Consider the following 22,291-nt stretch of genomic DNA (forward strand, 5'->3'; position numbering starts at 1 on the left):
CCGCCTGGTGGAAGCGGACGGTCCGGCTCATCATGCCGTCGGGAGCGGGGCCGACAGGGCCTCGGGGTGTGTGAGTGTGGGATGCATCACGGGCATCACGGACTCTGCGGTGGGTTCGGGGGGATTTGGGTTCGTCGGCGGCCGCGGCGTGTGTTGGGTTGCTCGCGCAGTTCCCCGCGCCCCTCAAGGGCGTGCACTGCACGCACCTCCAGGGGCGCGGGGAACTGCGCGATCGGCCACAGACCACCCGCGGCCGCCATCGCACCGAACGTCCCGAGTTCTCAGGCACACCGTCTCACGGCGCGAGTTCCGACTCCGCCGCCGTCCTCAGCCGCGCCCCGCCGCCCCGCGACTGACTCGCCTGCTCCAGCCGCAGCCGCGCCGAACGCCCCCTCAACGTCAGGGTCATCAGCTGGTTGCCGAACCACGGGCCGCCCGTGCGGCGCCAGTCGACAGAGGGCTCGGGACAGCCGCCGTGCCCCGCGAACCGCCGTCCGAGCATCCGGGCCACCGCGCTCCAGCCGAAGCGGAAGCCGAGCCGGATCGCCAGGTGGATGGCGTTGTGCACGGGTGAGCAGGTCAGTTGGTAGACGCGGGCGTCGGGCCCCTCACCGGCCGGCCACGTCGGCTCGGCCACGTACGCGTGATGCACGTCGCCGGACAGCACGCACACCGTCGCCGGCGCCTCCGCCCCCGATCCGACCTCGGCGATCAGCTCCGCCAGCGCGTCGAAGGACGACGGGAACGCCGCCCAGTGCTCCAGATCGGCCCGCCGTCGCAGATCCTCCCCGAACCGCGCCCAGCGCTCCCCGCGCTCGCCCCGGCACAGGGCGGCGTTCCACGCCTCGGCGTCATGCACCAGGTGGGGCAGCAGCCACGGCAGGGACGTACCGATGAGGAGGTGGTCGTACGAACCGCGTGCGTCGAGGGCCTGTTCGCGCAGCCAGCGCTCCGCTCCCGGGTCGAGCATCGAGCGCGCGCCCTCGTCGAGCACCCGGGCCGCCCGGGTGTCCACCATCAGCAGCCGTACCCGGCCGAAGTCGCGCCGGTAGCTCCAGCGGACGGAGGACGGTTCGGCGTCCGCCCTGCAGGCGAAGGAGCGCAACAGGTCGGTGCCGTCGGGGGTTTCGCGTACGGCGGCGTAGAGCGGGTCGGCGGCCAGCTCGTCCGGCGTGAGATTGCCCAGGTGCTGGTGCACCCAGTACGACATCAGCCCGCTCAGCAGCCGCTCCTGCCACCACGGGGTCGCCCGCATGTCGGCGAGCCAGGCGGCGGAGGTGTTCCAGTCGTCGATGACGTCGTGGTCGTCGAAGATCATGCAGCTCGGCACGGTGGACAGCAGCCAGCGCACCTCGGGGTCGAGCCAGGACTCGTAGTAGAGGCGGGTGTACTCCTCGTAGTCCGCGACCTCGTTGCCCGGCGGGTCGCTGAGATCGCGCCGGGCGGCCAGCCAGCGCCGGGTCGCCTTGGAGGTCTCGTCGGCGTACACCTGGTCGCCGAGGAGCACCAGTACGTCCGGCCGCTCACCGTCGGGGTCGGCCGCGATCTTCGCGGCCAGCGTGTCGAGCGCGTCCGGGCCGACCGGGTCCTGCTCACCGGCCGGCGGCGCGGCCCAGCGGCAGGAGCCGAAGGCGAGGCGGACGGGGTCGTCGGCCAGCGGGGTGCGGATGACGGAGGGTGGGAAACGGGAGTCGGGGAGCGGCCACACGCGCGTGCCGTCGAGGAGGACCTCGTACGACTGGGAGGTGCCCGGTGCGAGGCCGGTCACCGGGATCAGGGCGTAGTGGTGTCCGGCGATCTGGAAGGTGCGGGACTCGCCCTGGGCGCCGTCGGCGCCGCGCACCTCGGCCGTGCACGGACGGCTCGCCTCGACCCAGACGGTCGCGGACGAGCCGTCGGCGTATCGCAGCAGTGGACCAAGCCGCAGTTCGGCCACGTGATCGCCCTCCTCCGTCGCCCCGTACGGTACGGAACGACGGAGGGGAACGGGGAGGTTCCGCAGATCACGGTTTGCCGAACTCCGTGGGCCCGGGGCCGTGCGGTGTCAGCAGCTCGCGAGGTAGTTCGTGAGGGCGGACTTCTCCGCCGAGTCGACCGAGAGGCCGTAGTAGTACTTCACCTGCACCCAGGCGCGCACGTAGGTGCAGCGGTAGTCGGTGCGCGAGGGCATCCACTGGGCCGGGTCCTGGTCGCCCTTGGCCTGGTTGACGTTGTCGGTGACCGCGATGAGCTGCGGGCGGGTCAGGTCGTTGGCGAAGGACTGGCGCCGGGACGTGGTCCAGCTGTCGGCGCCGGAGTCCCAGGCCTCGGCCAGCGGGACCAGGTGGTCGATGTCCAGGTCGGAGGCGGCGGTCCAGGTGGCGCCGTCGTACACGGAGTACCAGCTGCCGCTGACGGCGGCGCAGGAGGAGTCCTGGACGACGTCGGTGCCGTCGCGCTTGAGGACGACCTCGCGGGTGTTGCAGGAGCCGGACTGGGTGATCCAGTGCGGGAAGAGGTCGCGGTCGTAGCCGGTGCGGTCCTCGGTGGCCACGGTGAGCTGGGCCAGGTAGCCGCGGGCGGTGGCCGCGCTGACGGGGGTGGGGAGCGCGGCGGAGGCGGTCGGGGCGTTGAAGAGCGCGACGGAGGCTATGAGGCCGCTGAGGGCCGCGAGTATGCTGACCCGTCGACGCGCGTAGAACTTCGACATGCGAACTCCCTTGGGAGGTGGGGGTGTTGGCGTGCGAGCGAGGGAATGCTCGCGACGCCGTATTGCTGGGAGGTGTGCGTGCGGTAAGAAGTTAGTGACGCGTCCATGACATAACAAGGTTCACGGCGAAACGATCTCGTATCATGGGGGACGCAGAAGGGGAGTAGCTCTTCGCCGGACCGTCGACATACTGCTCAGCTCGTCTGAGCCGGCGCCCGGAGGCGGACCTCGTTCACGAGGTCGGCCAGCGAGACCTTCGGCAAGCAGTGCACGCCCGTGTCGTACGGCACGGGTGCCGTGTGTGCTGCCGTGCCGAGGTGTCGCAGCGCAGTGACAATGCTCTCGGTGGGGCAGTCCCGACCGATTGAGGAACCTTGATCAGCTTCACCGTGACGGCGGTCGTCTTCGGCGCCGTCTTCCTCGCCGAACTGCCCGACAAGACCGCGCTCGCCGGGCTCGTCCTCGGTACGCGCTACCGCGCCTCCTATGTCTTCGCCGGTGTCGCCGCCGCGTTCGCCGTCCATGTCGCGCTGGCCGTGGCGGCCGGCAGTGTGCTCACGCTGTTGCCGCAGCAGATCGTGCAGGCGCTGACCGGTGTGCTCTTCCTGGGGGGCGCCGCGATGCTGCTCATGGCGGAGGGCGGGGCCGATGGTGACGCGGCGATCCGCAAGCCGGAGAACCGGTCCTTCTGGAAGGTGTCCGGGGCCGGGTTCATGCTCATCCTGGTCGCCGAGTTCGGGGATCTGACGCAGATCATGACCGCGAATCTCGCGGCGCGTTACGACGACCCGCTGTCGGTCGGGATCGGTGCGGTGCTGGCGCTGTGGTCCGTCGCGGCGATCGGGATCGTCGGGGGCAAGGCGCTGATGCGGCGGGTGCCGTTGAAGCTGATCACCAGGGTGGCCGCGCTGGTGATGCTGGCGCTGGGTCTGTGGAGCCTCTGGGAGGCGATCGCCGGCTGAGCCGGGGCGCGCCCGGACCTCGGTGCGGGCGGCGGCGTGAGCTGAACTGTTGGTGAACGGTTTCTGGAGGCGGTGGCGCGAACCGGGATCTGTTTTGTACCGTGGGGGAACAAAGTGGTTCCCGCCCGTTCTCCCTGACCGGCGGGCGGGACCACCTTGTCCCTCCGGGGGCCACCCCTGTACCCCCGGTGCCCCTCGCCTTGGAGCTGCCGATGTCGGCCACCGCCGTGCCCACCGGGTCCACCGTCCTCACCGCTCGTGCCCTTCTCCTCGACATGGACGGCACGCTCGTCAACTCCGACGCCGTGGTGGAACGGATCTGGCGCCACTGGTCCGAGCAGCACGGGCTGGACGCCGACGAGGTGATGAAGGTCGTGCACGGGCGGCAGGGGCACGCCTCGATGGCGCTGCTGCTGCCCGACCGGCCGATGGAGCAGAACCACGCGGACAACGCGCGCATGCTCGCCCTGGAGACGGCGGATGTGGAGGGCGTCGTACCGATTCCGGGGGCGCCGGAGTTCCTGGCGTCGTTGCGGGGCGTGCCGCATGCGCTGGTGACGTCGGCGGATGTCGCGCTCGCCACGGCCCGGATGCGGGCGGCCGGGCTGGGGATGCCGGACGTGTGGGTGACCGCGGAGTCGGTCGGGGCGAGCAAGCCCGATCCGGAGGGCTTTTTGAAGGGGGCCGCCGAGCTGGGGGTCGCGCCGGGGGACTGTGTGGTGTTCGAGGACTCCGCGGCGGGAATCCAGGCGGGGCGCTCCGCGGGGATGCGGGTGGTGGGGGTCGGGCCGCGGGCCCGGCTCCATGGGCCGGATGTGGTGGTGGACGATCTGCGGCAGGTTCGGGTCGAGGCGGTGGCCGGTGGGGGGATCCGGTTGTACGTCGCCTGAGGGATCGGGGCTTGCGGTTCGACGGCGGGTGCGGGTTGCGTTTCGGTTGCTCGCGCAGTTCCCCGCGCCCCTAAGGGGCGCGTCCACTGCACGCCCTCCAGGGGCGCGGGGAACTGCGCGATCGGCCACAGACTGCCCGCAGCCGCCGTCGGGCCCGAAGTCCCGAGTCCTTGGGCGAACCCTTACGGTTCTGCTGTTTCGGACTCCAGCCGCTCCCTGGTCTCCAGGTCGTACTCCCCGTACTCCTCCCGCTGGACGCCGCGCGCCCACTGGTATCTGGCCACCGCGTCCTCGACGCCCTCGTTGTAGTTGCCCTTGGCCTCCCCCGTGTAGAGGCCGAGCTGGGTCAGGCGTAGTTCGAGTTCCGTGACCTCGGGGCCGCGGTCGCCGCGGCTGAGGGTCGGGGGCGCGGGCTTCTGGGCGGCGGCGGACTCCTCCTGGGAGGCGGTGGCGTCGGGGGTGGCGGGGGGCGTCGGCGGTGCCGTCGAGGGGGAGTGCGTGGGGGACGCGCTCGACCTCGACGGGGAAGGGGACGCGCTCTTCGTGGGGGAGGGAGGCGCGGCGGGTGGCGCCGGCTGTGCAGCCCCTTCCGTCGGTGACGGCTGCTCCGAGGCCTCGCTGGCCGACGGGGCCGGGATGCTCGGTCGTACGTCCTTCGGGAGGGCCTTGTGCCGTGATGGCGCCTCGTACGTGAACACGCCGCTGGCCAGGCCGGCCGCCGCCACCACGGCCACGAGCCCTCCGCCCATGCCGAGCAGTACCGTGCGGCGGCGCCTTCGGGCGGCCGTTCCGGCCGGGGGTGCGTCGCCGTCGTCGTAGGACGCTGCTTCCGGTTCGAACAGGATCAGGTCCCGGGTGTTCGGCGCGTGCGGGGCATCCGGTGCGTGCGGTGCGGCAGTCGGCGGTACGGCTCGCAGCTGCATCGTCCGGCCGTCGTCGGCGGCGGTGTCCCCGGGCTCCCGCTCGCCGCCCTCCAGCTCCACGTATGGGCGTATCCGCAGCGGATCGAAGTCCTCGGCCGCTGCCGCCTCCGCCGTACGGGCGTCTCGCAGGGCCTCGGACACGCGTGGGCCGCAGCCGCACGACGGGGTGTTGTCGGTCGCTCTCGGCGCCCCGCACTCCGGGCACTGGCGGCCATTCAGGCGCCCCGGGTCGTCCGGACCCGGCGCTCCCGTCGTTCCCCTCGACTCGCTCACGTGTTCGTCCCTCCCCTCGTGAACTCCCCAGGTTATGCAGACGTTCCTCACGCGGCCTCCCCAACCCCCGGAATAACCAATTCCAAAGGGACTCGACAGGCCATAACCGGGCGAAGCGATCACGATGGGAGATGCATGGGAGGTGTAACGACGGTCTCGGGAGGTCTTCATGGGCGGGGATGCGCACGGTATGACGGGAAATGTGCGTGACGCGCAGCCGCCGAAGCGGGGAGTCGAGGCACGCGAGAACGTGCCCGGCAACGTCCTCGTCTCCATCGGCGCGCTGCTTCTCGGCATGCTGCTCGCCGCCCTCGACCAGACCATCGTCTCGACCGCGCTGCCGACCATCGTCAGCGACCTCGGCGGACTGGAGGATCTGTCCTGGGTCGTGACGGCCTATCTGCTGGCGTCCACCGCCGCGACCCCGCTGTGGGGCAAGCTCGGTGACCAGTACGGGCGCAAGCGGCTCTACCAGCTGGCCATCGTGATCTTCCTCGTCGGTTCCACGCTGTGCGGCATGGCGCAGAACATGGCGCAGCTCATCGCCTTCCGGGCGGTTCAGGGACTCGGGGGCGGCGGGCTCATGGTGCTGTCCATGGCGATCGTCGGGGACATCGTGCCGCCCCGTGAACGCGGCCGGTATCAAGGGCTGTTCGGGGCCGTGTTCGGGGCGAGCAGTGTGCTGGGGCCGTTGCTCGGCGGGGTGTTCACGGAGCATCTGAGCTGGCGGTGGGTGTTCTACGTCAACCTTCCCGTCGGGGTCGTCGCGCTTGCCGTCATCGCCGCCGTCCTGCGGATTCCGCGGCGGTCGACCGCGCATGTCATCGACTATCTCGGTACGTTCCTCATCGCCTCCGTCGCCACCTGTCTGGTGCTGGTGGCGTCCCTCGGAGGGACCACCTGGCGCTGGGGGTCGGTGCAGATCGTCGGGCTGGCCCTGCTCGGGGTCGTGCTCGCCGTCGCGTTCGTGTCCGTGGAGCGGCAGGCCGCCGAACCCGTGCTGCCGCTGAAACTGTTCGGGGTGCGGACCTTCACGCTGTCCGCCGTCATCAGCTTCATCGTCGGGTTCGCCATGTTCGGCGCGATGACCTATCTGCCGACGTTCCTCCAGGTCGTGCAGGGGGTCAGCCCGACCATGTCCGGGGTGCACATGCTGCCCATGGTCGTCGGCATGCTGCTGTCGTCCACCGGGTCCGGGCAGATCGTGAGCCGTACCGGGCGCTGGAAGGTGTTCCCGATCGCCGGGACCGGCGTCACGACGCTCGGGCTGCTGCTGCTCCATCAGCTCGACATGGACAGCTCCACCTGGGCGATGAGCGTCTACTTCTTCGTCTTCGGGCTGGGGCTCGGGCTGGTCATGCAGGTGCTCGTGCTGATCGTGCAGAACGCCGTGTCGTACGAGGATCTCGGCGTCGCCACCTCCGGGGCGACGTTCTTCCGGTCGATCGGGGCGTCCTTCGGTGTCGCCGTCTTCGGGACGGTGTTCGCGAGCCGCCTCGACGACAAGCTCGCGGACGCCTTCGAGGGGGTGCGGCTGCCGTCCGGGGTCTCGCTGGAGGGGCTGGAGGCGGATCCCCGGGACATCGCCGAGCTGCCGGCCGGGTTGCGGTCGGAGGCGCTGGAGGCGTACGCGTCGTCGATCACCGACGTGTTTCTGTACGCCGCTCCTGTCGCGCTGCTCGGGTTCGTGCTGGCCTGGTTCCTGCGGGAGGACAAGCTGCGGGGCTCGGTGCGGGCGCCCGACGTCACCGAGACGCTGGCCAGCAATCCGGTGGAGCGGTCGTCGTACGACGAGGTGTGCCGGGCGTTGTCGGTGCTCGGTACGCGGGAGGGGCGGCGGGAGGTGTACCGGAAGATCACGGAGCGGGCCGGGTACGACCTGTTGCCGGCGGCCAGCTGGCTGTTGCTGCGGATCAAGAAGTACGGGTGGGTGGAGCCTGCGGTGCTCGCCGAGCGGAGTGCTGTGCCGTTGCCGGTGATTCTCGACGCCTCCCGGGAGGTGGAGGGGCGGGGGCTGGCCGTGCGGGAGGGGCTCGATCTTGTGCTGACGGACCGGGGGCGGGAGGTCGCCGGGCACCTGGCCCGGGTGCGGGAGGAGTCGTTGGCGGAGCTGTTGGGGGACTGGTGGGGGCCGGATCGGCCCACCGATCTGAGTCAGCTGGTGAAGGAGCTGAATGAGGAGTTGTGTGGGTCGTCCCGTGAGCAGCCGGGTGCCTCCGGCCGGTGAGGCGGGGGATGCCTGCAGCGGCCCGTTGCTGTTGGGTGGGGGTTCGCGGAGCGCCTTGGGTTTCGTGGTGGGTCGGGGGCGCGCCGGGGGGTGTCCGTCCTCGGTCGGGCGGTTGCTCTTCTCAAGAGGTGCTGTTTCTTGACGCCCGCCGCTGCGGGCGGACACCCCCGGCACGCCGCCTGCCCGCCGTACGCGACCGCGAGACCGCTCACCTTGCGGCGCAGGCCGACTGCAACCTCCCAGGGGCGCGGGGAACTGCGCGACCGGACCCGCAGCCGCCGGATGTCAGCGCAGCGTCTTGCTGAACCAGTGCTCGGCGTAGACCTCGTCGTTGTGCGGTGCCGTCTCCTCGTAGCCGAGGCGGGTGTACAGGGCCCGGGCCTCCACCAGGTCATGGCGGGTGTCCAGGATCAGGCGGGCGGCGCCGAAGGCTCGCGCGCTGTCCTCGGCGGCCCGGACGAGGACCTGCCCGCCGCCCTTGCCGCGCAGCGACTCGTGCACGAACACCCGCTTGAGCTCGGCGGTTTCCGCGTCCAGCAGGCGGACTCCGGCTGTGCCGGCCGGCTCGCCCGAGTAGCGCGCCACCAGCAACTCGCCCTTCGGGGGGCGCAGTTCGTCCCAGGTCTGGGCGGCGACCTCCCGGTCCAGCTCGGCCGGGTCGGTGCGGCGTCCCTCGTGCCGGAGGTAATAGCGGTCGCTGACCTCGGTGTAGTACGCCCGCCAGAGCGCGGTGGCGGCGGGGGAGTCGGGAGGTTCCGGGGCGATGGTCCAGGTCATGGCCATCATTGTCGGTCCGGGAACCAGGAGGCTCGCAAGCCGATATGAGTGCCTCGGGTGCGGGAAGGACCGAGGGCGGGGCGAATCGACACGCGGTGGTGGGACATTCGACGGCCGTTTGAGGGGCGCCTTCCGGGCAACCCGGCAGACATGTCCACAGGTGTGATTGTTCTGATCGTGATCGCGGCGGTCGTAGTCGTGCTCGGCGCGGCCGCCCTGGCCCTGCGTGCTCGGGGTGCGCAGGGCGGCCGGGGCCTGAGGCGGCGCTTCGGGCCCGAGTACGAGCGGGCCGTGGCCCGGCACGACGGGGACGCCAAGGCCGCCGAGCGGGAGCTCGCCCGGCGGGTGGAGCGGCACGGCGGGCTGCGCGAGCGGCCGTTGGAGCCGGCCGAGCTTGAGCGGTTCGAGGCTCGCTGGACGGCGGCCCAGGAGCGCTTCGTCGACTCGCCGAAGGAGGCCGTCGACGAGGCGGACCGGCTGCTCGCGGAGCTCGCGCAGGCGCGGGGCTTCCCGGACGGCGCGCAGTACGAGGAGCAGCTCTCCGCCCTGTCCGTGCACCACGCGGACCATGTGCACGGCTACCGGCACGTGCACCGCGTCGCCCATGCGCGCGTGGGTGGCGGACAGGAAGGCGGCGGGCCGGGTACCGAGGAGATGCGCGAGGCCATGATCGAGGCCCGGGCCCTGTTCGAGGATCTGACCGCCCCCGTCGAGCGTCACGGTGGGCCTTCCCGGGACCGTCACGAGTCCGGCGGGGACACCAACGGGCGAGCGACCGCCCGCAGCGATGGCCACCGTGGCCATCTGCCCTGGACGTTCACGGGACGGCACGCGAAGGGGAGTTGAGGAACATGACGGACGCGACGACCGGCAGGGGAACGGGGCAGGAGCCGGCGCGGAGCGCACCCACGGTCGCGCCCACCGGCGGCACGGAGCGCAGCGGTACGGAGCCGAGCGCCACGATGCCGGGCGGGATCGGTACGGAGAGCGGGCGTGAGGGCACTCCGCTCTTCCCGCACGACGAGTCCGACAAGTTCGAGCTGCAGCTGCAGCACGCGGTCTCCGGATTCGTCGACGGTCCCCGGGCCGCCGTCGAGGAGGCCGACCACGTCCTGGAGGAGCTCACCGGCCGCCTGACCGAGGCGGTGGCGCAGCGGCGCCGCTCCCTTCGTGGGTCCTGGCAGTCCGCGGACGTGGCCGAGGGCAAGCCCGGCTCGTCCACCGACACCGAGCAGCTTCGCCTTGCGTTGCGCGACTATCGCGAGCTGGCGGAACGGCTCCTGCACGTCTGACGCACCGGACTACACGTCGGACACATCCGACTCGCCCGCCACCCGCCGTCCGTCCCGACGCTCCCGCCACTCTCGTACGACCTCTTCGACGTCGTACGGCTTGCGGCCCAGGGGAGGGCCGGGCGGCGGCTTCAGCAGCATGTCGCGGATCTTGACGTTCACGTCCGTGATGATCTTCCGGACGATGCGTTCCGCCGGCGCCGCGTAGGCCGCCGTCAGCGCGTCCTCGGCCTCCTTGCGCAGGGCCAGTGCCGGGGGCAGCACCGACAGGCCCTCGCGGGCCATCTTGCGCTTGATCCACCACAGTTCGTCGTACGGGGATTCCAGATCGGTCGGCAGGGGTTTGCCCGCGCCTGGCAGGCTCGCGAAGTCGCCGCGGTCCTGCGCGTCGTGGATCTGCTTGTCCACCCAGGACTCGAACGGGACGCCGGGAGGCTTTCGATCGGTCATGAGTTCATTGTGCCGGACGCGATGGCGCCGGGCGATTTATCATGCGGCGTCGATGGCCAAACGGGCCGTCGTGCAAGACGTTTCAGGAGGAACGCACGTGCTCGAACTCACCATGGCCGTCGTGTCCGCGGCGGACGAGGGTGCCACGGCCGGCATGCTCATGGCCGACGCGCCCAGCGAGCCGGGTGCCGTGCTGCGGGTGGGCCGGGACAAGTCGGTGTGCCGGCTGGTGACACCGGACGACTGGCTGTTCGTCTCCCGGGTCCACCTGGAGTTCCTGTGCGGCCCGGACGGTGGGTGGCAGGTGAGCTGGTTGCGCGGCTCGCAGGCCGACCCGTCGTCCGAGGTGCGGCTGACCGTGGGGGGATACGTCCAGCCGATCGGCTACGGCGGGTCGGTGCCGCTGCCCAGAGGCGGCAGTGGCGAGATCATCGTCCAGGACCGGACCGCCCCGCGCAGCGTCAACGTCGGCTTCTACCACGAGGCTTGAGAGACGGGGCTCCCCGGCCCGCGGTGACTCACAGCACGCGGGCCAGTGCGAAACCGTCGTAGCCCTTGCTGCCCACCGTCTGGATCGCCGTACCGCTCAACCTCGGGTGGCTGCCGATCAGTTCGATGGCGGCGCGGGTGCCCCGGACGTCCGGCGCGGTGCTGTCGGGGTCGGTGACCCGGCCGCCGCGCACCACGTTGTCGACGATGATCAGGCTGCCGGTGCTGGTGAGCCGGAGGGCCCAGTCGACGTAGTGCGGGTTGTTGGCCTTGTCGGCGTCGATGAAGACCAGGTCGAAGGGGGCCGGGTTCTCGTCGGCCAGCTTGGGCAGGGACTCCAGGGCCGGGCCCACCCGCACCTCGACCACCTTGTCCAGGCCGGCCCGCGCGATGTTGCGGGTTGCCACCTCGGCGTACTTGGGGTCGTACTCCAGCGAGATCAGACGGCCGTCGGCGGGCAGGGCGCGGGCCAGCCAGATGGTGCTGTAGCCGCCGAGGGTGCCGATCTCCAGGATGTTCCGGGCGCCCTGGATCTCGGCGAGGAGCTGGAGGAGCTTGCCCTGGGCGCCGGTGACGCTGATCATCGGGAGCTCCGCCGCCTCGCTGTCGCGCAGGGCCGCCTGGAGGGCGTCGTCGTCGGGCGCGAGGTGGGTGGAGAAGTACTCGTCGACGTCGTCCCAGACCTGCGACTCGCTCATCGCCTTACCTTTCGTATAGCTAGTTAGATGCCCTAACTACCCGTGTTCCCCGGCAATGATTCCCAGGATGGTGGATTCAGGCGATCGGCGCAGGTGGCTCGGCCGGTGCGGGGGGTGATTCCGGCCGCCGGGAGCGCCGTACGGCCAACGCGCCCGCCGCTGCCACGGCCAGGGCGAGCCCGCCGGTCACCGTCAGCAGCCATGCCGGGATGCCGGCCACCGTGCGCAGCCGGTCCTCGTAGATCACCTGCTGGAAGGTGTCGTCGGCCGGTGCGCGGCGCAGTACGTGGTCGCCGGAGATGCGCTCCGGGTACGGGAACTCCTGCCCGATCGCCGTGAGGAACGGGGTGCTGCCGCCTGCCGACAGGGCTGCGAGTGGTCCGGTTCTCGCCTTCAGCCGTCCGGCGTAGGTGATCCGGGGGCGTTCGCCGCCGATCCCGGTCGTGGGCTCCATGCGGTGCGCGGCCAGGACGTACAGACCCAGGGACTGGGGGGTGTCGGCCAGGCGCGACAGGCGCATCGGGTAGACCGGCTCGTCGGTGCGGAAGGTGAGGTGCAGGGGGTCCAGGGTGCCGGTGAGGGCCGTTGCCGTGGTGGCGGTGGCGGATCCGGGGGTCAGCTTCACGGCCACGTACTCCCAGCGCTTTTGGACGTACGGCCGTAGGGCTCCGGTCAGGCCCTTCGGCAGGGCGAAGCCGTTGCCGTCCAGCCAGCGGTCCAGGGCACCGGGGTCGGTGGCCGTCAGGCGGGCCACGTCGAAAGGGCCCAGGCGCTGTCGGCCGACGACGTCCACGGGGGGTTCGGCGCCGAGCCCGGACCGGGGCGGGCCACCTGCCATGCCGTCGCCGGTGACCAGGGGCCAGTCGCCGTCCTGGGGCCAGAAATGGTGGCGTTCGCGGTGCACGGGGGCGGTGATGTCGTGCAGTTCGTCGAAGAGCTCGGGGTCGCCGAGGCGGACCGTCGCGCGGCTCGGCACCGGCATGATCCACGCGACGCGCTCGGCGTCGCCGCCGACCGTCAGCCGCATCACGATCTGCTCCCGCACCCCGTCCCAGCGGACCACGGACTCCTCACGGCCGACACTCACACGCCGCTCGTCGCCGGGCACCATGGCCCCGCAGCCGCACGCCCACGCGGGCGCCGCGAGCTGGCCGAGCTGGAGCGCGAACAACGCCAGGGCGACGGTGAGAGCTCCCCTCCGGGGTCCCTTCGTTCCCTTCCGTCTCCCCCGATCCCTCCGTCCCTTCCGCAGTAAATCCGCCATCGCGCGCAGCCCCTCCATTCCCGCGAGCCCCCTCAACCCGTGCCGACGCCAGGGCTTCAGACGGTACGGCGGATGATCCGGTTCCGGGGGCCGCGTTCCGGGATGTGATCGATCCCGCCCCCCCCGTGCCGGCCTTCGAGGCAGACGGCGGCCCCCTGGCGGCCACCCCCCCGGAGGCGAGCGGACCGGTCCCGGACTATCGTCATCCGGACAAAAGGAGAGCGGACGACAGGTGAATCGGGGGTTGCCTGCGTCTGTCCGACGGGCGGTTCGGGCGCAGAGGGTTCGACAGGATTCCTGGCGCCGGTGACGAGCGGGTCGAGGCGGGGCGGGAGGCCGACGAGGCGTGGCGAAAGCGGAGCACGGTGGGCGATCGGCGGAGGCGCTCGGTGGAGCCACCGCCGTCGGCGCGGTCCAGGCACGCCTGCGGGTGACCCGGCTCGGCCTGTGGATGGTCGTAGCGATCCTCGCCGTACGGCAGGTGGCCGTCGTTCTCGGTACCCCGCGCGGGGAGCGGCTGACGGATCTGGAGACCTGGGTCGGCCCGGCCGGTGTCCTGCATGTGAAGGGATCGCTGTACGACTCGACGCAGTTCACCGGTACCCCGTTCGGCGGACTCGTCCTCAAGCCGCTGACCCGCGCCGCCGAGCAGGCCCTCGGCTGGGGCTGGACCTTCGGCACCCTGCTGCTCGTCGTCGCCCTCGGCCTGGTCGCCGCCCGCGCCCTGCCCCAGCCGGTCAGCCGGCGCGCCTCGCTGCTGGGGGGTGCTGTGCGAGTCCAGCACAGCACCCGCGGCGCCCGGCACGCACCCTCGCCGCACCGGCCGAAGGCCCAAGTAGCTCCGCTACGAGGGCCTTCGTCCGGCACGCCGAGGGCACGCACCGAACACCGAGGGCACCGCACTGGACTCGCACAGCACCCCCTGACCGCGCCCGTCGCGATCAGCCTGCTGATGCTGTCGCTGCCGGTGCGCAACACCCTCTACCTCGGCCAGACCAGCATCATGCCGGTGCTGCTGGTCCTGCTCGGCTGCTTCGCCGTGCGCGGGGAGCGGGCCAGCGGTGTCCTCATCGGGCTCGCGGCCGCCCTCCAGCCGACGCTGCTGCTGTTCGCCCCGCTGCTGTGGTTCACCGGCCGCCGCCGGGCCGCGCTCGCCACGGGGGCCACCTTCGCCGGGTCCACGGTGCTCGCCTGGGCGGCGATGCCGAACGACTCGTACACCTACTGGGTGCACCACATGGCCGGCGTCGGCCTCGGCGGGCGCGCCGACGACCTCGCCAACCAGTCCCTGCACGGCGCCCTGCTGCGGCTCGGGCTGACCGGCCCGCTGGAGATCGGCCTCTTCCTGGTCCTCGGCGCCGCCGTCGCCGTCCTCGCGCTGCGCCGCGCGGTGCGCTACGCCCACGACGGGCAGCTCCTCCTCGCCGTCGCGATCACCGGCTGCGCGGCGATCGTCGTCTCCCCGACCGCCTGGCAGCACCAGCTGCTGTGGGTGCTGCTCGCGGTCGTCGGCCAGGTCGGCAAACGGGCCTCCGACCGGTACGTCTGGCCGATCGCCGTCGTCCTGGTCATGACCCTGCCGGCGAAGATGATGGTGCCGGACAAGGCGCTCCTCCATCCCCTGCGCGCCGATCTCGTCCTGCTCGCCGCGCTCGCCACCGCGGCCGTCGTCCCGTTCCTGTCCCGCACCTCGCCGTACTGGCAGACGCCCGTCCCGACCCGGTACGCGGACCGGGTCCCGGCCCGGTTCCGGCACATCCCGCTGGTGCCGTTCCTGCGCCGGGTGATCAGCCGCCCCAACCTGCTCTTCGAGCTGCTGCTGATCCGGGTCACCTACTACGCCTACGCCCAGATCCGCCTCGCCGCGGCCGGCGGTTCCAACTCGGCCGGCCGGGTCACCGCCGAGCAGCACGGCGCGCAGATCCACTCCATCGAACGCGCCCTGCACATCGACGTCGAGCACTGGGCCAACCACGCCGTCGTGCAGGTCGACTGGCTGCGGAACTTCTTCGACTTCTACTACGAGTCGTTCCACTTCGGCGTCCCGCTCACGATTCTCGCCGTCCTGTACTGGCGCCGTCCGGTCGACTACCGCTGGACCCGCTCCGCGATCGGTTTCGCGACGGTGTTCGCCCTGGTCGGCTTCTGGCTGTATCCGCTCGCCCCGCCCCGCCTGATGCCGGGCCTGGGGTTCATCGACACGGTCCACGGCCGGCAGGACTTCACCAAGCCCGACTACGGCACCCTCACCGAACTCACCAACCAGTACGCGGCGATGCCGTCCCTGCACTTCGGCTGGTCCCTGTGGTGCGGTCTGGTGATTCTGATCCTCGCCCCGAGGTGGTGGATGAAGGCCCTGGGCCTGCTGCACCCCCTCCTCACGGTCGCCGCGATCGTCGTCACCGGCAATCACTGGGTGCTGGACGCGGTGGGCGGGGCGATGGTCGTGGCCGCCGGTTTCGGGATGACGTACCTGCTCCAGGGCCCGCGCGCGAAGGCCGTCACGGCGCAGGCGGAGAAGGACGCGGTCAGCAGCGACTCCCCAGCCCCGATGAAGGACCGAACTCCGAGCTGATCCGGTACTCGCCGGGGGCGGCGACGGTGAGCCGGGTGAACTCGCCCTGCGGGGCGAGACAGGCGCCGCCGTCCACGTGCAGCCACGGCGAGTGGGCGACGCGCACGGTGGCGGTCCCGGCCCGGGGCATGCGTACGACGACGTCGGCGCCGGACGCCGACACGACGCTCGCGGGCGCCGACACCAGCGGTACGGCGTCCCGCACCCGGAAGACCTGCCAGTGCGTGTCCTGCCACACGGGCTCCAGCCAGTCGGGCCGGTCCTCGCGTATGAGCCGGGCCTCGTCCTTGGCGGGCCCGTCGGGCTTGGCCGACGGCAGGACCACGAACCCGACGGCCCAGCGGTCCAGCCACGCCCGGTAGACGGCGGGGGAGAGCGACCCGTCGTAGAACAGCCGGGCCCGCTCCACGTCGAGCTGCCGGTTCCAGCCGCGGGCCATGTTGACATGCGGGGCGAGCGCGCTGGCCTCGCGGTGGTTGCGGGCCGGGACGACCTCGACGCGGGTGCGGTCGGCGCCGAGCCGGTCCAGGGCGCGGATCACTCCGTGGGGCTCGGCGGCCCAGGCGGGCACGGTCGTGGAGACACGCAGGTCGCTGACGGTCTTCTTGCCGACCCAGCCGACGGAGAGGACGAGCGTGGCTATGAGCAGGGCTCGGCGGAACCTGGTGAGGCGTGGCTGGGCCAGCAGGACGGCGAGGAGGGCGGCGGGGGCGAACAGCTCGGCGAAGCGCTCGACGTTCGTGCCGACGGGGGAGGGGACGAGGTACGTCAGGACGGTCCCGGCCGCGTAGACGACACCGCTCCAGCGGGCGACGCGCCAGGTGCGGGGGGCGAGGACGGTGACGGCGAGGCCGAGGAGGGCCGGCTGCCAGATCCGGTCGGCGAACATCGGCTGCTCGCCCTTGAAGGGGAAGAGGAGCGTGGTCGCGCCGACGGTGAGCGCGGGCGGGAGGAGCAGGGCGAGGGCGCGGGGGAGATCGCGGGTGAGGAGGAAGGCGGCCCCCACGACCGCCACGAACAGCCCTGCCACCGGGCTGGCCATGGTCGCGAGGGCGGCGTAGGCGGCGGCGAGGACGACCCGACTCTCCCGGGTGAGCATCAGACACGCGGCGAGTCCGAAGGCGACGCCGAGCGCGAAGGTGGTGCGGCCGGAGGCCACGTTGCACCACAGGGCGAAGGACGCCAGCAGGGCCGGGCCGAGGGGTCTTCGCAGTCCCGCCCGTCCCATCAGTACGGCCGCCAGCCAGGAGGCGGCCAGACCGGAGACGACGGTCACGGCGCGGACGCCGAGCGCGGCCATCAGATACGGGGATATCAGGCTGTAGTTGGCGGTGTGCATACCGCCGTACCAGAAGAGGTTGTACGCCGACTCACCGTGCCGCGCCGCGAATCCGGCCCATGCGTACTGGGCTGCGAGATCGCCGCCGCCGGTGGCCAGGAACGCCCACCACACCCCGTACAGCGGCAACAGGGGCAAGGTGGCGAGCAGGGGCACCCGGTGGCGGGACCAGAGCGCGTGCAGCCGCGGCCGCCGCGAGCCGGCCGGGTGCCGGATCTGTTCCGGGCGTGTGGTGGTGAGCTCGGCAGAGGCCACGGGAAGCGGATTCCGTTCGAGTACGTCGAGCACCTACGGCGGTCGGGACACCTGCGAAGACGAGGAATCGAACGGAACCGTTCATCGAGGTCGCGAAAGGCGTTCCTGCAGGCGGGCGTGGCGGAACTGGTACACCGGGCCGGTCGCGCGCAGCAGATTGCGGCGGCGGGCGTCCTCCAGGAAGGAGACCAGACGTACGGGAGTGCCCTGCCGGGCGGAGAGCTGTACGGCGCTCAGGGCGGTGGCGACGGCCAGGTTGCCGGCGGGGCCGGCGACGAGCGCGCACCAGAGTCCCGCGGTGCCACCGACCAGGAGGCCGTTCAGTACGCCGTACTCCCACGCCAGCACCGGCGTGACGAGCAGCGCGACCGCGAGCCCCACCAGCAGACCGAGAAGCAGCCTCAGCACCGCGTGGTGCCGCCAGACGTCCCGTGGGCCGACGGACCGTGTGTCCGCCACGGGCGGGGGGCTCAGCTTCTCCCGCAGGTCGTCGTTGCCCGGCCCCGAGCCGAAACCCAGGTACGTGCTGACCAGGAGGCCGGACCCGCGGCCGCTCGCCAGCATGGTGGAGAACCCGAGCGGCAGAGTGGTGAGGTAGCACAGCCAGGCGGGCAACGAACCCGCCGAGCCGACGTGCGAGCCCAGCCAGAGCACGTTGGCCGCGAACAGCCAGGTCCCGACGCTGATCCCGAGGGCCCTGGGCGGAAAGAGGTCCCGCCACCCGGCGCTCGGGAGCGACTGCTCGTCGGTCAGTGACCAGTGCCGCTGGCCGGCCACGAATCCTCCGGCCAGTCCTCCGAGCGGCACCAGCAGAAACGCCCACGTGGTACTCATCACCCGCAGGATCAGAAAGGTGCCGACGGCTCCGTAGACGAGGGCGACCAGCGCACCGATCAGTACCGCCCTGGGGCGGCGGTCCGTCCAGGTGGGGATGGACCACCAGCGCAGATCACGGGTGCCTTCTCGGGTGAGCCTGGCGGCCAGGTGGCGCAGGGTCCGCTCGGCGCTCTCGGGAGAGTGGCGCGGGCGGGGCTGTCCGGACCGGGGAGTGTAGGCGGCGGCGACGGCGTGGTCCAGCAGGTGGTTCTCGATGGCGTGGGCGTCGGGGAAACGGGTGTCGTCGAGCAGCTCGTCGACGGGGCCGTCCTCGGGGTAGCTGTCCCGCAGCAGAGCGATCGCCAGCGGGCTGGACAGGGCACGTGCCACCGCGCTGTCCGGATCCTCCACCGCGCGGTCGGTGAGCGCCCGCCAGGCGGGCGGAGTCGGCTCGGGCAGCGGCGTGAGCAGGTACTCGGCGGCCTCCCGTGGATCGACGGGCTGCAGTTCGAGGGCGACCGCACCGGCCAGCCGGGCCTTCTTCGCCGTGAGTACGGCCTCCCTGGCCCGGGAGACCAGCACCAGCCGGAAGGGTGCCGACTCCAGTGCGCTCACCATGGCGGCCCGCAGTTTGCCGGTGACCTCGTCCAGCCCGTCCAGCAGGAGCGCGATGCGGTCCGACTTCAGCAGTCGGCGAGCAAGCTCCCGTCCACCGCTGCCGCGGAACAGGGTGTACTCGCGGCAGAGGCGGCCCGCCGCCCACTCGACCGCCGACTCCTGCGCGGGATCCCAGCCGTCCAGCGGCAGCAGCACCGGTACGGGGATGTCGGCCCGGTTCTCGGGGGCGGCGCGTGCGCGGTAGGTGAGCGCGTCCAGGAGCAGCAGCACGGCGGCGGCGGTCTTGCCCGCGGCCGGCCCGCCCACCAGGAGCAGACGGCCCGAGGCCAGTCCGCCGTACACCTCGTGCAACTCGGCCAGTCCGCCGCCCTGGTGAAGGGCCTCGCGGCCGGTGGCCCGGAGGCCGGGCAGGGGGGCGAACCGGGCGCGTGCCCCTTCGGCGGTCGCACCGACGAGCCGGCCCGCCACCTTGCGTTCGGTCACCCGCCAGCGCACCGGAAGCGGGGCGGGCTGCAGCAGCCGCCGGAATCCGGCCTCCTCCTGCCACTGGTCGCCGACCACCCTGGCCAGTTCGTCGGCCGTCGCGTCGAGCGGTGACTTCGCCGCGACGTGGTGGTGGACCTCCATGGTGTTGCCGTCGCCGATCTGGAGGCTGACCGGGCCGTTGAACGTGCCGCCGGGCACCCGGCCGGAGTCGTCGGATCCGCGGTGTGTCATCCCGCGGACCCGAAGTGGACCTGCTGGTGGTTGTGGTCGCCCGTCTGGACGTTGACCGGGCCGTTGAAGGTGCCGCCGGACAGCACTCCGCCGCCGACGGAGCTGTCCTGGCCGCCGAACTCCCGCGTCAGCGCCCGGAGTTCGGCGACAACCCGCTCGCGCTCCTCGTCCCCGAGGGATTGCAGCAGCGAGGCGAACTCCCCCTGCCACAGGCTCGCGTGCCGGGCCCGTACGTTCTCCCGCTCGCTGTCGTCGGCGTCGGCGAGAGCGGCGGCCGTACGGTCCAGGAGGTCGAGCGCCTCGCCCTCGCGTTCCGTGTCACCCCGTCCGATGAGCCGTGCGCCCCGGGTCCGGAACCATGCCCAGACATCCGTTCCGGCTGCCTGCACGACGGCCATGCCGCCGCCCGCCGCCACCGCCGTGAGTGCTTCCGTCAGCATCGTCTCCGACCTCCCCGTCGCCGAATCATGAGACAACTGCGATGGTACAGAGGGGAGTTGAGGGAAGCCGCCGGGCAGGTGGGCGGCCGAATGCATTCGTTCGCGGTACGAGGATGATCTCGCACAACTACTCTGGGCCACCGATCCGACACAACAGGTCCCCGGGCGGGCCGAGTTGCAAGAGAGGGGCCCCTGCGTGACCCAGATCAACACCCTCGATCCGGGCGCCTCGCCACTGGACTACTTCGGCTTCGAGCTGCGCCGCTACCGCGAGGCCGCCGGGCTGACCCAGAAGCAGCTCGGGGGGATCGTGTACTGCACCGGCTCGCTGGTCGGGCAGATCGAGACGGCCCGGAAGCTGCCGACACTCCCGTTCAGCGAGCGGGCGGATATGGCGCTGGAGACGGACGGCCTGCTGGCCCGGTTGTATGTGCTGGTGATGCGCAGTCAACTTCCGGCCTGGTTCCAGCAGGTGGCGGAGCTGGAGTCGCGGGCGACCGAGATCTGCACCTTCCAGACGCACATGGTGCACGGACTCCTGCAGACCAGGGAGTACGCGCGTGCCGTGCTCGGTGTGCTGGACGACACCGACCTCGACGACCGCACCGAGGTGCGGCTCGCCCGTCAGCGCATCTTCGACAAGGACGAACCGCCGGTCTTCTGGATGATCCTGGGCGAGGCGGCGCTGCACCAGGAGATCGGCGGTCGGGAGACGATGCGCGGACAGCTGGAACGCCTGTTGTCCTTCGAGCGCAATCCGAGGATCAACGTACAGGTGCTGCCGTTCACGGCCGGAGCGCACGCGGGGCTGCAAGGCCCGTTCAACCTCTACCGCGTCCCCGGCGATCCGACGATCGTCTACACCGAGGGGTACGGCAGCGGGCATCCCACCGCCAACCCGGACACTGTCAAGGACTGCGCGCTCCGATACGATCATCTCCAGGCCGCTGCTCTCTCCCTCAAGGACTCGGCGGAGTTGATCCGGCGTGTGATGGAGGAGCGTTATGGAGAGCGCCGGGATTCCGGCGGGGAGCCGGTGGCGTAAGTCCAGCTACAGCGGTGACCAGAGCGGTGACTGCGTGGAGATCGCCGAGGCTCCCGTCACCGTCGCCGTACGCGACTCCAAGAACTCGGCGGGCCCGATCCTCGCCTTCGGGCCCACCGCCTTCACGACGTTCGTGCGATGGGCTACAGCCGCTGAATGATCGTGCCGGTGGCCAGCCCGCCCCCCGCGCACATCGTCACCAGCGCGAACTCCTTGTCCGCGCGCTCCAGTTCATGCAGCGCGGTCGTGATCAGCCGGGCCCCGGTGGCCCCCACCGGATGCCCGAGTGCGATCGCGCCGCCGTTCACGTTCACCTTCTCCAGGTCCTGCTCGAAGACCTGCGCCCAGCTCAGCACCACGGACGCGAACGCCTCGTTGATCTCCACGAGGTCGATGTCCTTCAACGACATCCCGGCCTTGCCCAGCACCGCCTTCGTCGCGTCGATCGGGCCGTCGAGGTGGAAGTGGGGGTCGGCGCCCACCAGCGCCTGGGCCACGATCCGCGCCCTCGGCCGCAGCTTCAGCGCCCGCGCCATCCGTTTCGACGCCCACATGACGGCCGCCGCGCCGTCGCTGATCTGTGACGAGTTGCCCGCCGTGTGGACGGCCGTCGGCATGATGGACTTCAGGCCCGCCAGTGCCTCCATGGACGTGTCGCGCAGGCCCTCGTCCTTGTCGACCAGGCGCCACATGCCCTGCCCGGCGCGCTGCTCGTCCTCGGTCGTCGGGACCTGGACGGCGAACGTCTCCTTCTTGAACCGTTCCTCGGCCCAGGCGGCGGCGGCCCGCTCCTGTGAGAGCAGGCCGAGGGAGTCGACGTTCTCCCGTGTCAGCCCGCGGTGGCGGGCGATCCGTTCCGCCGCCTCGAACTGGTTGGGCAGATCGACGTTCCACTCGTCGGGGAAGGGTTTGCCGGGCCCGTGCTTGGAGCCCGAGCCCAGCGGCACCCGGGACATCGCCTCGACGCCGCAGCTGATCCCGACGTCGATGACGCCCGCCGCGATCATGTTGGCCGCCATGTGTGAGGCCTGCTGCGAGGAGCCGCACTGACAGTCGACGGTGGTCGCCGCCGTCTCGTACGGCAGGCCCATGGTGAGCCAGGCCGTGCGCGCGGGGTTCATGGACTGCTCGCCGGCGTGGGTCACCGTGCCGCCGACGATCTGCTCCACACAGTCGGCGGGGATGCCGGTGCGGCCCAGGAGTTCGCGGTAGGTCTCGCCCAGGAGATAGGCGGGATGGAGGTTGGCGAGCGCGCCGCCGCGCTTGCCGATGGGGGTGCGTACGGCTTCGACGATCACGGGTTCGGCAGCCATGGGTGCGGATCCTCTCCGAGGGCTCTGCTGAACTAGGGGGTGTTTTGAAAGTCCCGCACAGCACCCGCGGCGGGCGCGGGCACCGCACGGGACTTTCAAAACACCCCCTAGGCGGAACTAGTACGCGTTCTAGTTCTGTGTTGCAGTGTGCTGACGAAGGTTCAATCACTGCAAGGGGTGTGCGCGGAACTGGGACGCTCACGGCTATTGCCAGTTGTAGAACCCGTTACTACCGTCAC

Annotated in this window: 20 protein-coding genes; 9 read left to right on the forward strand and 11 right to left on the reverse strand. The window is 71.4% G+C overall.

Going from position 1 to position 22,291, the window contains the following annotated elements; translation table 11 throughout:
- Positions 1-295 precede the first annotated feature (295 nt).
- Complete coding sequence (locus tag POF73_RS15140; RefSeq protein WP_272115276.1) at positions 296-1,936, reverse strand: alkaline phosphatase D family protein; 1,641 nt, start codon at positions 1,934-1,936, stop codon at positions 296-298.
- A gap of 108 nt (positions 1,937-2,044) precedes the next feature.
- On the reverse strand, positions 2,045-2,689 hold the full coding sequence (locus tag POF73_RS15145) for an HNH endonuclease family protein (protein WP_272115277.1): 645 nt from the start codon (positions 2,687-2,689) through the stop codon (positions 2,045-2,047).
- A gap of 374 nt (positions 2,690-3,063) precedes the next feature.
- Between POF73_RS15145 and POF73_RS15150 the strand changes: the two genes are divergently transcribed.
- Both POF73_RS15150 and POF73_RS15155 read left to right on the forward strand, forming a co-directional pair.
- Positions 3,064-3,651 carry a TMEM165/GDT1 family protein gene (locus tag POF73_RS15150; RefSeq protein ID WP_272115278.1) on the forward strand — a complete coding sequence of 196 codons (588 nt, stop codon included), beginning with the start codon at positions 3,064-3,066 and terminating at the stop codon, positions 3,649-3,651.
- A gap of 212 nt (positions 3,652-3,863) precedes the next feature.
- A complete protein-coding gene (locus POF73_RS15155) occupies positions 3,864-4,541 on the forward strand; it encodes an HAD family hydrolase (RefSeq protein ID WP_272115279.1) in 678 nt (225 codons plus the stop codon).
- A gap of 182 nt (positions 4,542-4,723) precedes the next feature.
- Here the strand turns inward: POF73_RS15155 and POF73_RS15160 are convergent, their stop codons facing one another.
- Complete coding sequence (locus tag POF73_RS15160; RefSeq protein WP_272115280.1) at positions 4,724-5,605, reverse strand: peptidoglycan-binding domain-containing protein; 882 nt, start codon at positions 5,603-5,605, stop codon at positions 4,724-4,726.
- A 301-nt stretch (positions 5,606-5,906) separates the two neighbouring features.
- Between POF73_RS15160 and POF73_RS15165 the strand changes: the two genes are divergently transcribed.
- Complete coding sequence (locus tag POF73_RS15165) at positions 5,907-7,964, forward strand: MDR family MFS transporter (protein ID WP_443049519.1); 2,058 nt, start codon at positions 5,907-5,909, stop codon at positions 7,962-7,964.
- A gap of 285 nt (positions 7,965-8,249) precedes the next feature.
- On the opposite strand, the gene POF73_RS15170 is transcribed toward POF73_RS15165, so the two are convergent.
- A complete protein-coding gene (locus tag POF73_RS15170) occupies positions 8,250-8,741 on the reverse strand; it encodes a GNAT family N-acetyltransferase (RefSeq protein ID WP_272115282.1) in 492 nt (163 codons plus the stop codon).
- 150 nt (positions 8,742-8,891) lie between these two features.
- Between POF73_RS15170 and POF73_RS15175 the strand changes: the two genes are divergently transcribed.
- On the forward strand, positions 8,892-9,587 hold the full coding sequence (locus tag POF73_RS15175; RefSeq protein ID WP_272115283.1) for a hypothetical protein: 696 nt from the start codon (positions 8,892-8,894) through the stop codon (positions 9,585-9,587).
- Between the two features lie 5 nt (positions 9,588-9,592).
- Complete coding sequence (locus POF73_RS15180; RefSeq protein WP_272115284.1) at positions 9,593-10,033, forward strand: hypothetical protein; 441 nt, start codon at positions 9,593-9,595, stop codon at positions 10,031-10,033.
- Between the two features lie 9 nt (positions 10,034-10,042).
- Here POF73_RS15180 and POF73_RS15185 read toward each other — a convergent pair whose 3' ends face one another.
- Positions 10,043-10,483, reverse strand: coding sequence for a J-domain-containing protein (locus POF73_RS15185; RefSeq protein ID WP_272115285.1), 441 nt, complete (start codon positions 10,481-10,483; stop codon positions 10,043-10,045).
- 97 nt (positions 10,484-10,580) lie between these two features.
- Between POF73_RS15185 and POF73_RS15190 the strand changes: the two genes are divergently transcribed.
- On the forward strand, positions 10,581-10,973 hold the full coding sequence (locus POF73_RS15190; protein ID WP_272115286.1) for a hypothetical protein: 393 nt from the start codon (positions 10,581-10,583) through the stop codon (positions 10,971-10,973).
- Positions 10,974-11,001: 28 nt separating this feature from the next.
- On the opposite strand, the gene POF73_RS15195 is transcribed toward POF73_RS15190, so the two are convergent.
- Positions 11,002-11,670, reverse strand: a complete 669-nt coding sequence (locus tag POF73_RS15195) for an O-methyltransferase (protein WP_272115287.1) — start codon at positions 11,668-11,670, stop codon at positions 11,002-11,004.
- A 76-nt stretch (positions 11,671-11,746) separates the two neighbouring features.
- Complete coding sequence (locus POF73_RS15200; RefSeq protein WP_272115288.1) at positions 11,747-12,841, reverse strand: DUF2330 domain-containing protein; 1,095 nt, start codon at positions 12,839-12,841, stop codon at positions 11,747-11,749.
- A 439-nt stretch (positions 12,842-13,280) separates the two neighbouring features.
- Between POF73_RS15200 and POF73_RS15205 the strand changes: the two genes are divergently transcribed.
- Positions 13,281-15,509 carry a bifunctional glycosyltransferase 87/phosphatase PAP2 family protein gene (locus POF73_RS15205; protein ID WP_272115289.1) on the forward strand — a complete coding sequence of 743 codons (2,229 nt, stop codon included), beginning with the start codon at positions 13,281-13,283 and terminating at the stop codon, positions 15,507-15,509.
- Here the strand turns inward: POF73_RS15205 and POF73_RS15210 are convergent.
- From POF73_RS15210 to POF73_RS15220, 3 genes are all read right to left on the reverse strand, one after another.
- On the reverse strand, positions 15,463-17,103 hold the full coding sequence (locus POF73_RS15210; protein WP_272115290.1) for a hypothetical protein: 1,641 nt from the start codon (positions 17,101-17,103) through the stop codon (positions 15,463-15,465). The two genes, POF73_RS15205 and POF73_RS15210, sit on opposite strands and share 47 nt — an antisense overlap.
- 81 nt (positions 17,104-17,184) lie before the next feature.
- Positions 17,185-19,254, reverse strand: coding sequence for a hypothetical protein (locus POF73_RS15215; protein WP_272115291.1), 2,070 nt, complete (start codon positions 19,252-19,254; stop codon positions 17,185-17,187).
- Positions 19,251-19,694, reverse strand: coding sequence for a hypothetical protein (locus tag POF73_RS15220; RefSeq protein WP_272115292.1), 444 nt, complete (start codon positions 19,692-19,694; stop codon positions 19,251-19,253). The genes POF73_RS15215 and POF73_RS15220 overlap by 4 nt, the downstream gene beginning before the upstream one ends.
- Positions 19,695-19,890: 196 nt before the next feature.
- On the opposite strand from POF73_RS15220, the gene POF73_RS15225 reads away from it, so the two are divergent.
- Complete coding sequence (locus tag POF73_RS15225) at positions 19,891-20,739, forward strand: helix-turn-helix domain-containing protein (RefSeq protein WP_272115293.1); 849 nt, start codon at positions 19,891-19,893, stop codon at positions 20,737-20,739.
- Positions 20,699-20,899: a DUF397 domain-containing protein gene (locus POF73_RS15230; protein WP_272115294.1), complete on the forward strand. Its 201-nt coding sequence runs from the start codon at positions 20,699-20,701 to the stop codon at positions 20,897-20,899. The genes POF73_RS15225 and POF73_RS15230 overlap by 41 nt, the downstream gene beginning before the upstream one ends.
- Here POF73_RS15230 and POF73_RS15235 read toward each other — a convergent pair.
- Positions 20,883-22,052, reverse strand: coding sequence for a steroid 3-ketoacyl-CoA thiolase (locus tag POF73_RS15235; protein WP_272115295.1), 1,170 nt, complete (start codon positions 22,050-22,052; stop codon positions 20,883-20,885). The two genes, POF73_RS15230 and POF73_RS15235, sit on opposite strands and share 17 nt — an antisense overlap.
- Between the last annotated feature and the right edge of the window lie 239 nt (positions 22,053-22,291).

Source organism: Streptomyces sp. HD, assembly GCF_028369295.1.
Lineage (GTDB): Bacteria > Actinomycetota > Actinomycetes > Streptomycetales > Streptomycetaceae > Streptomyces.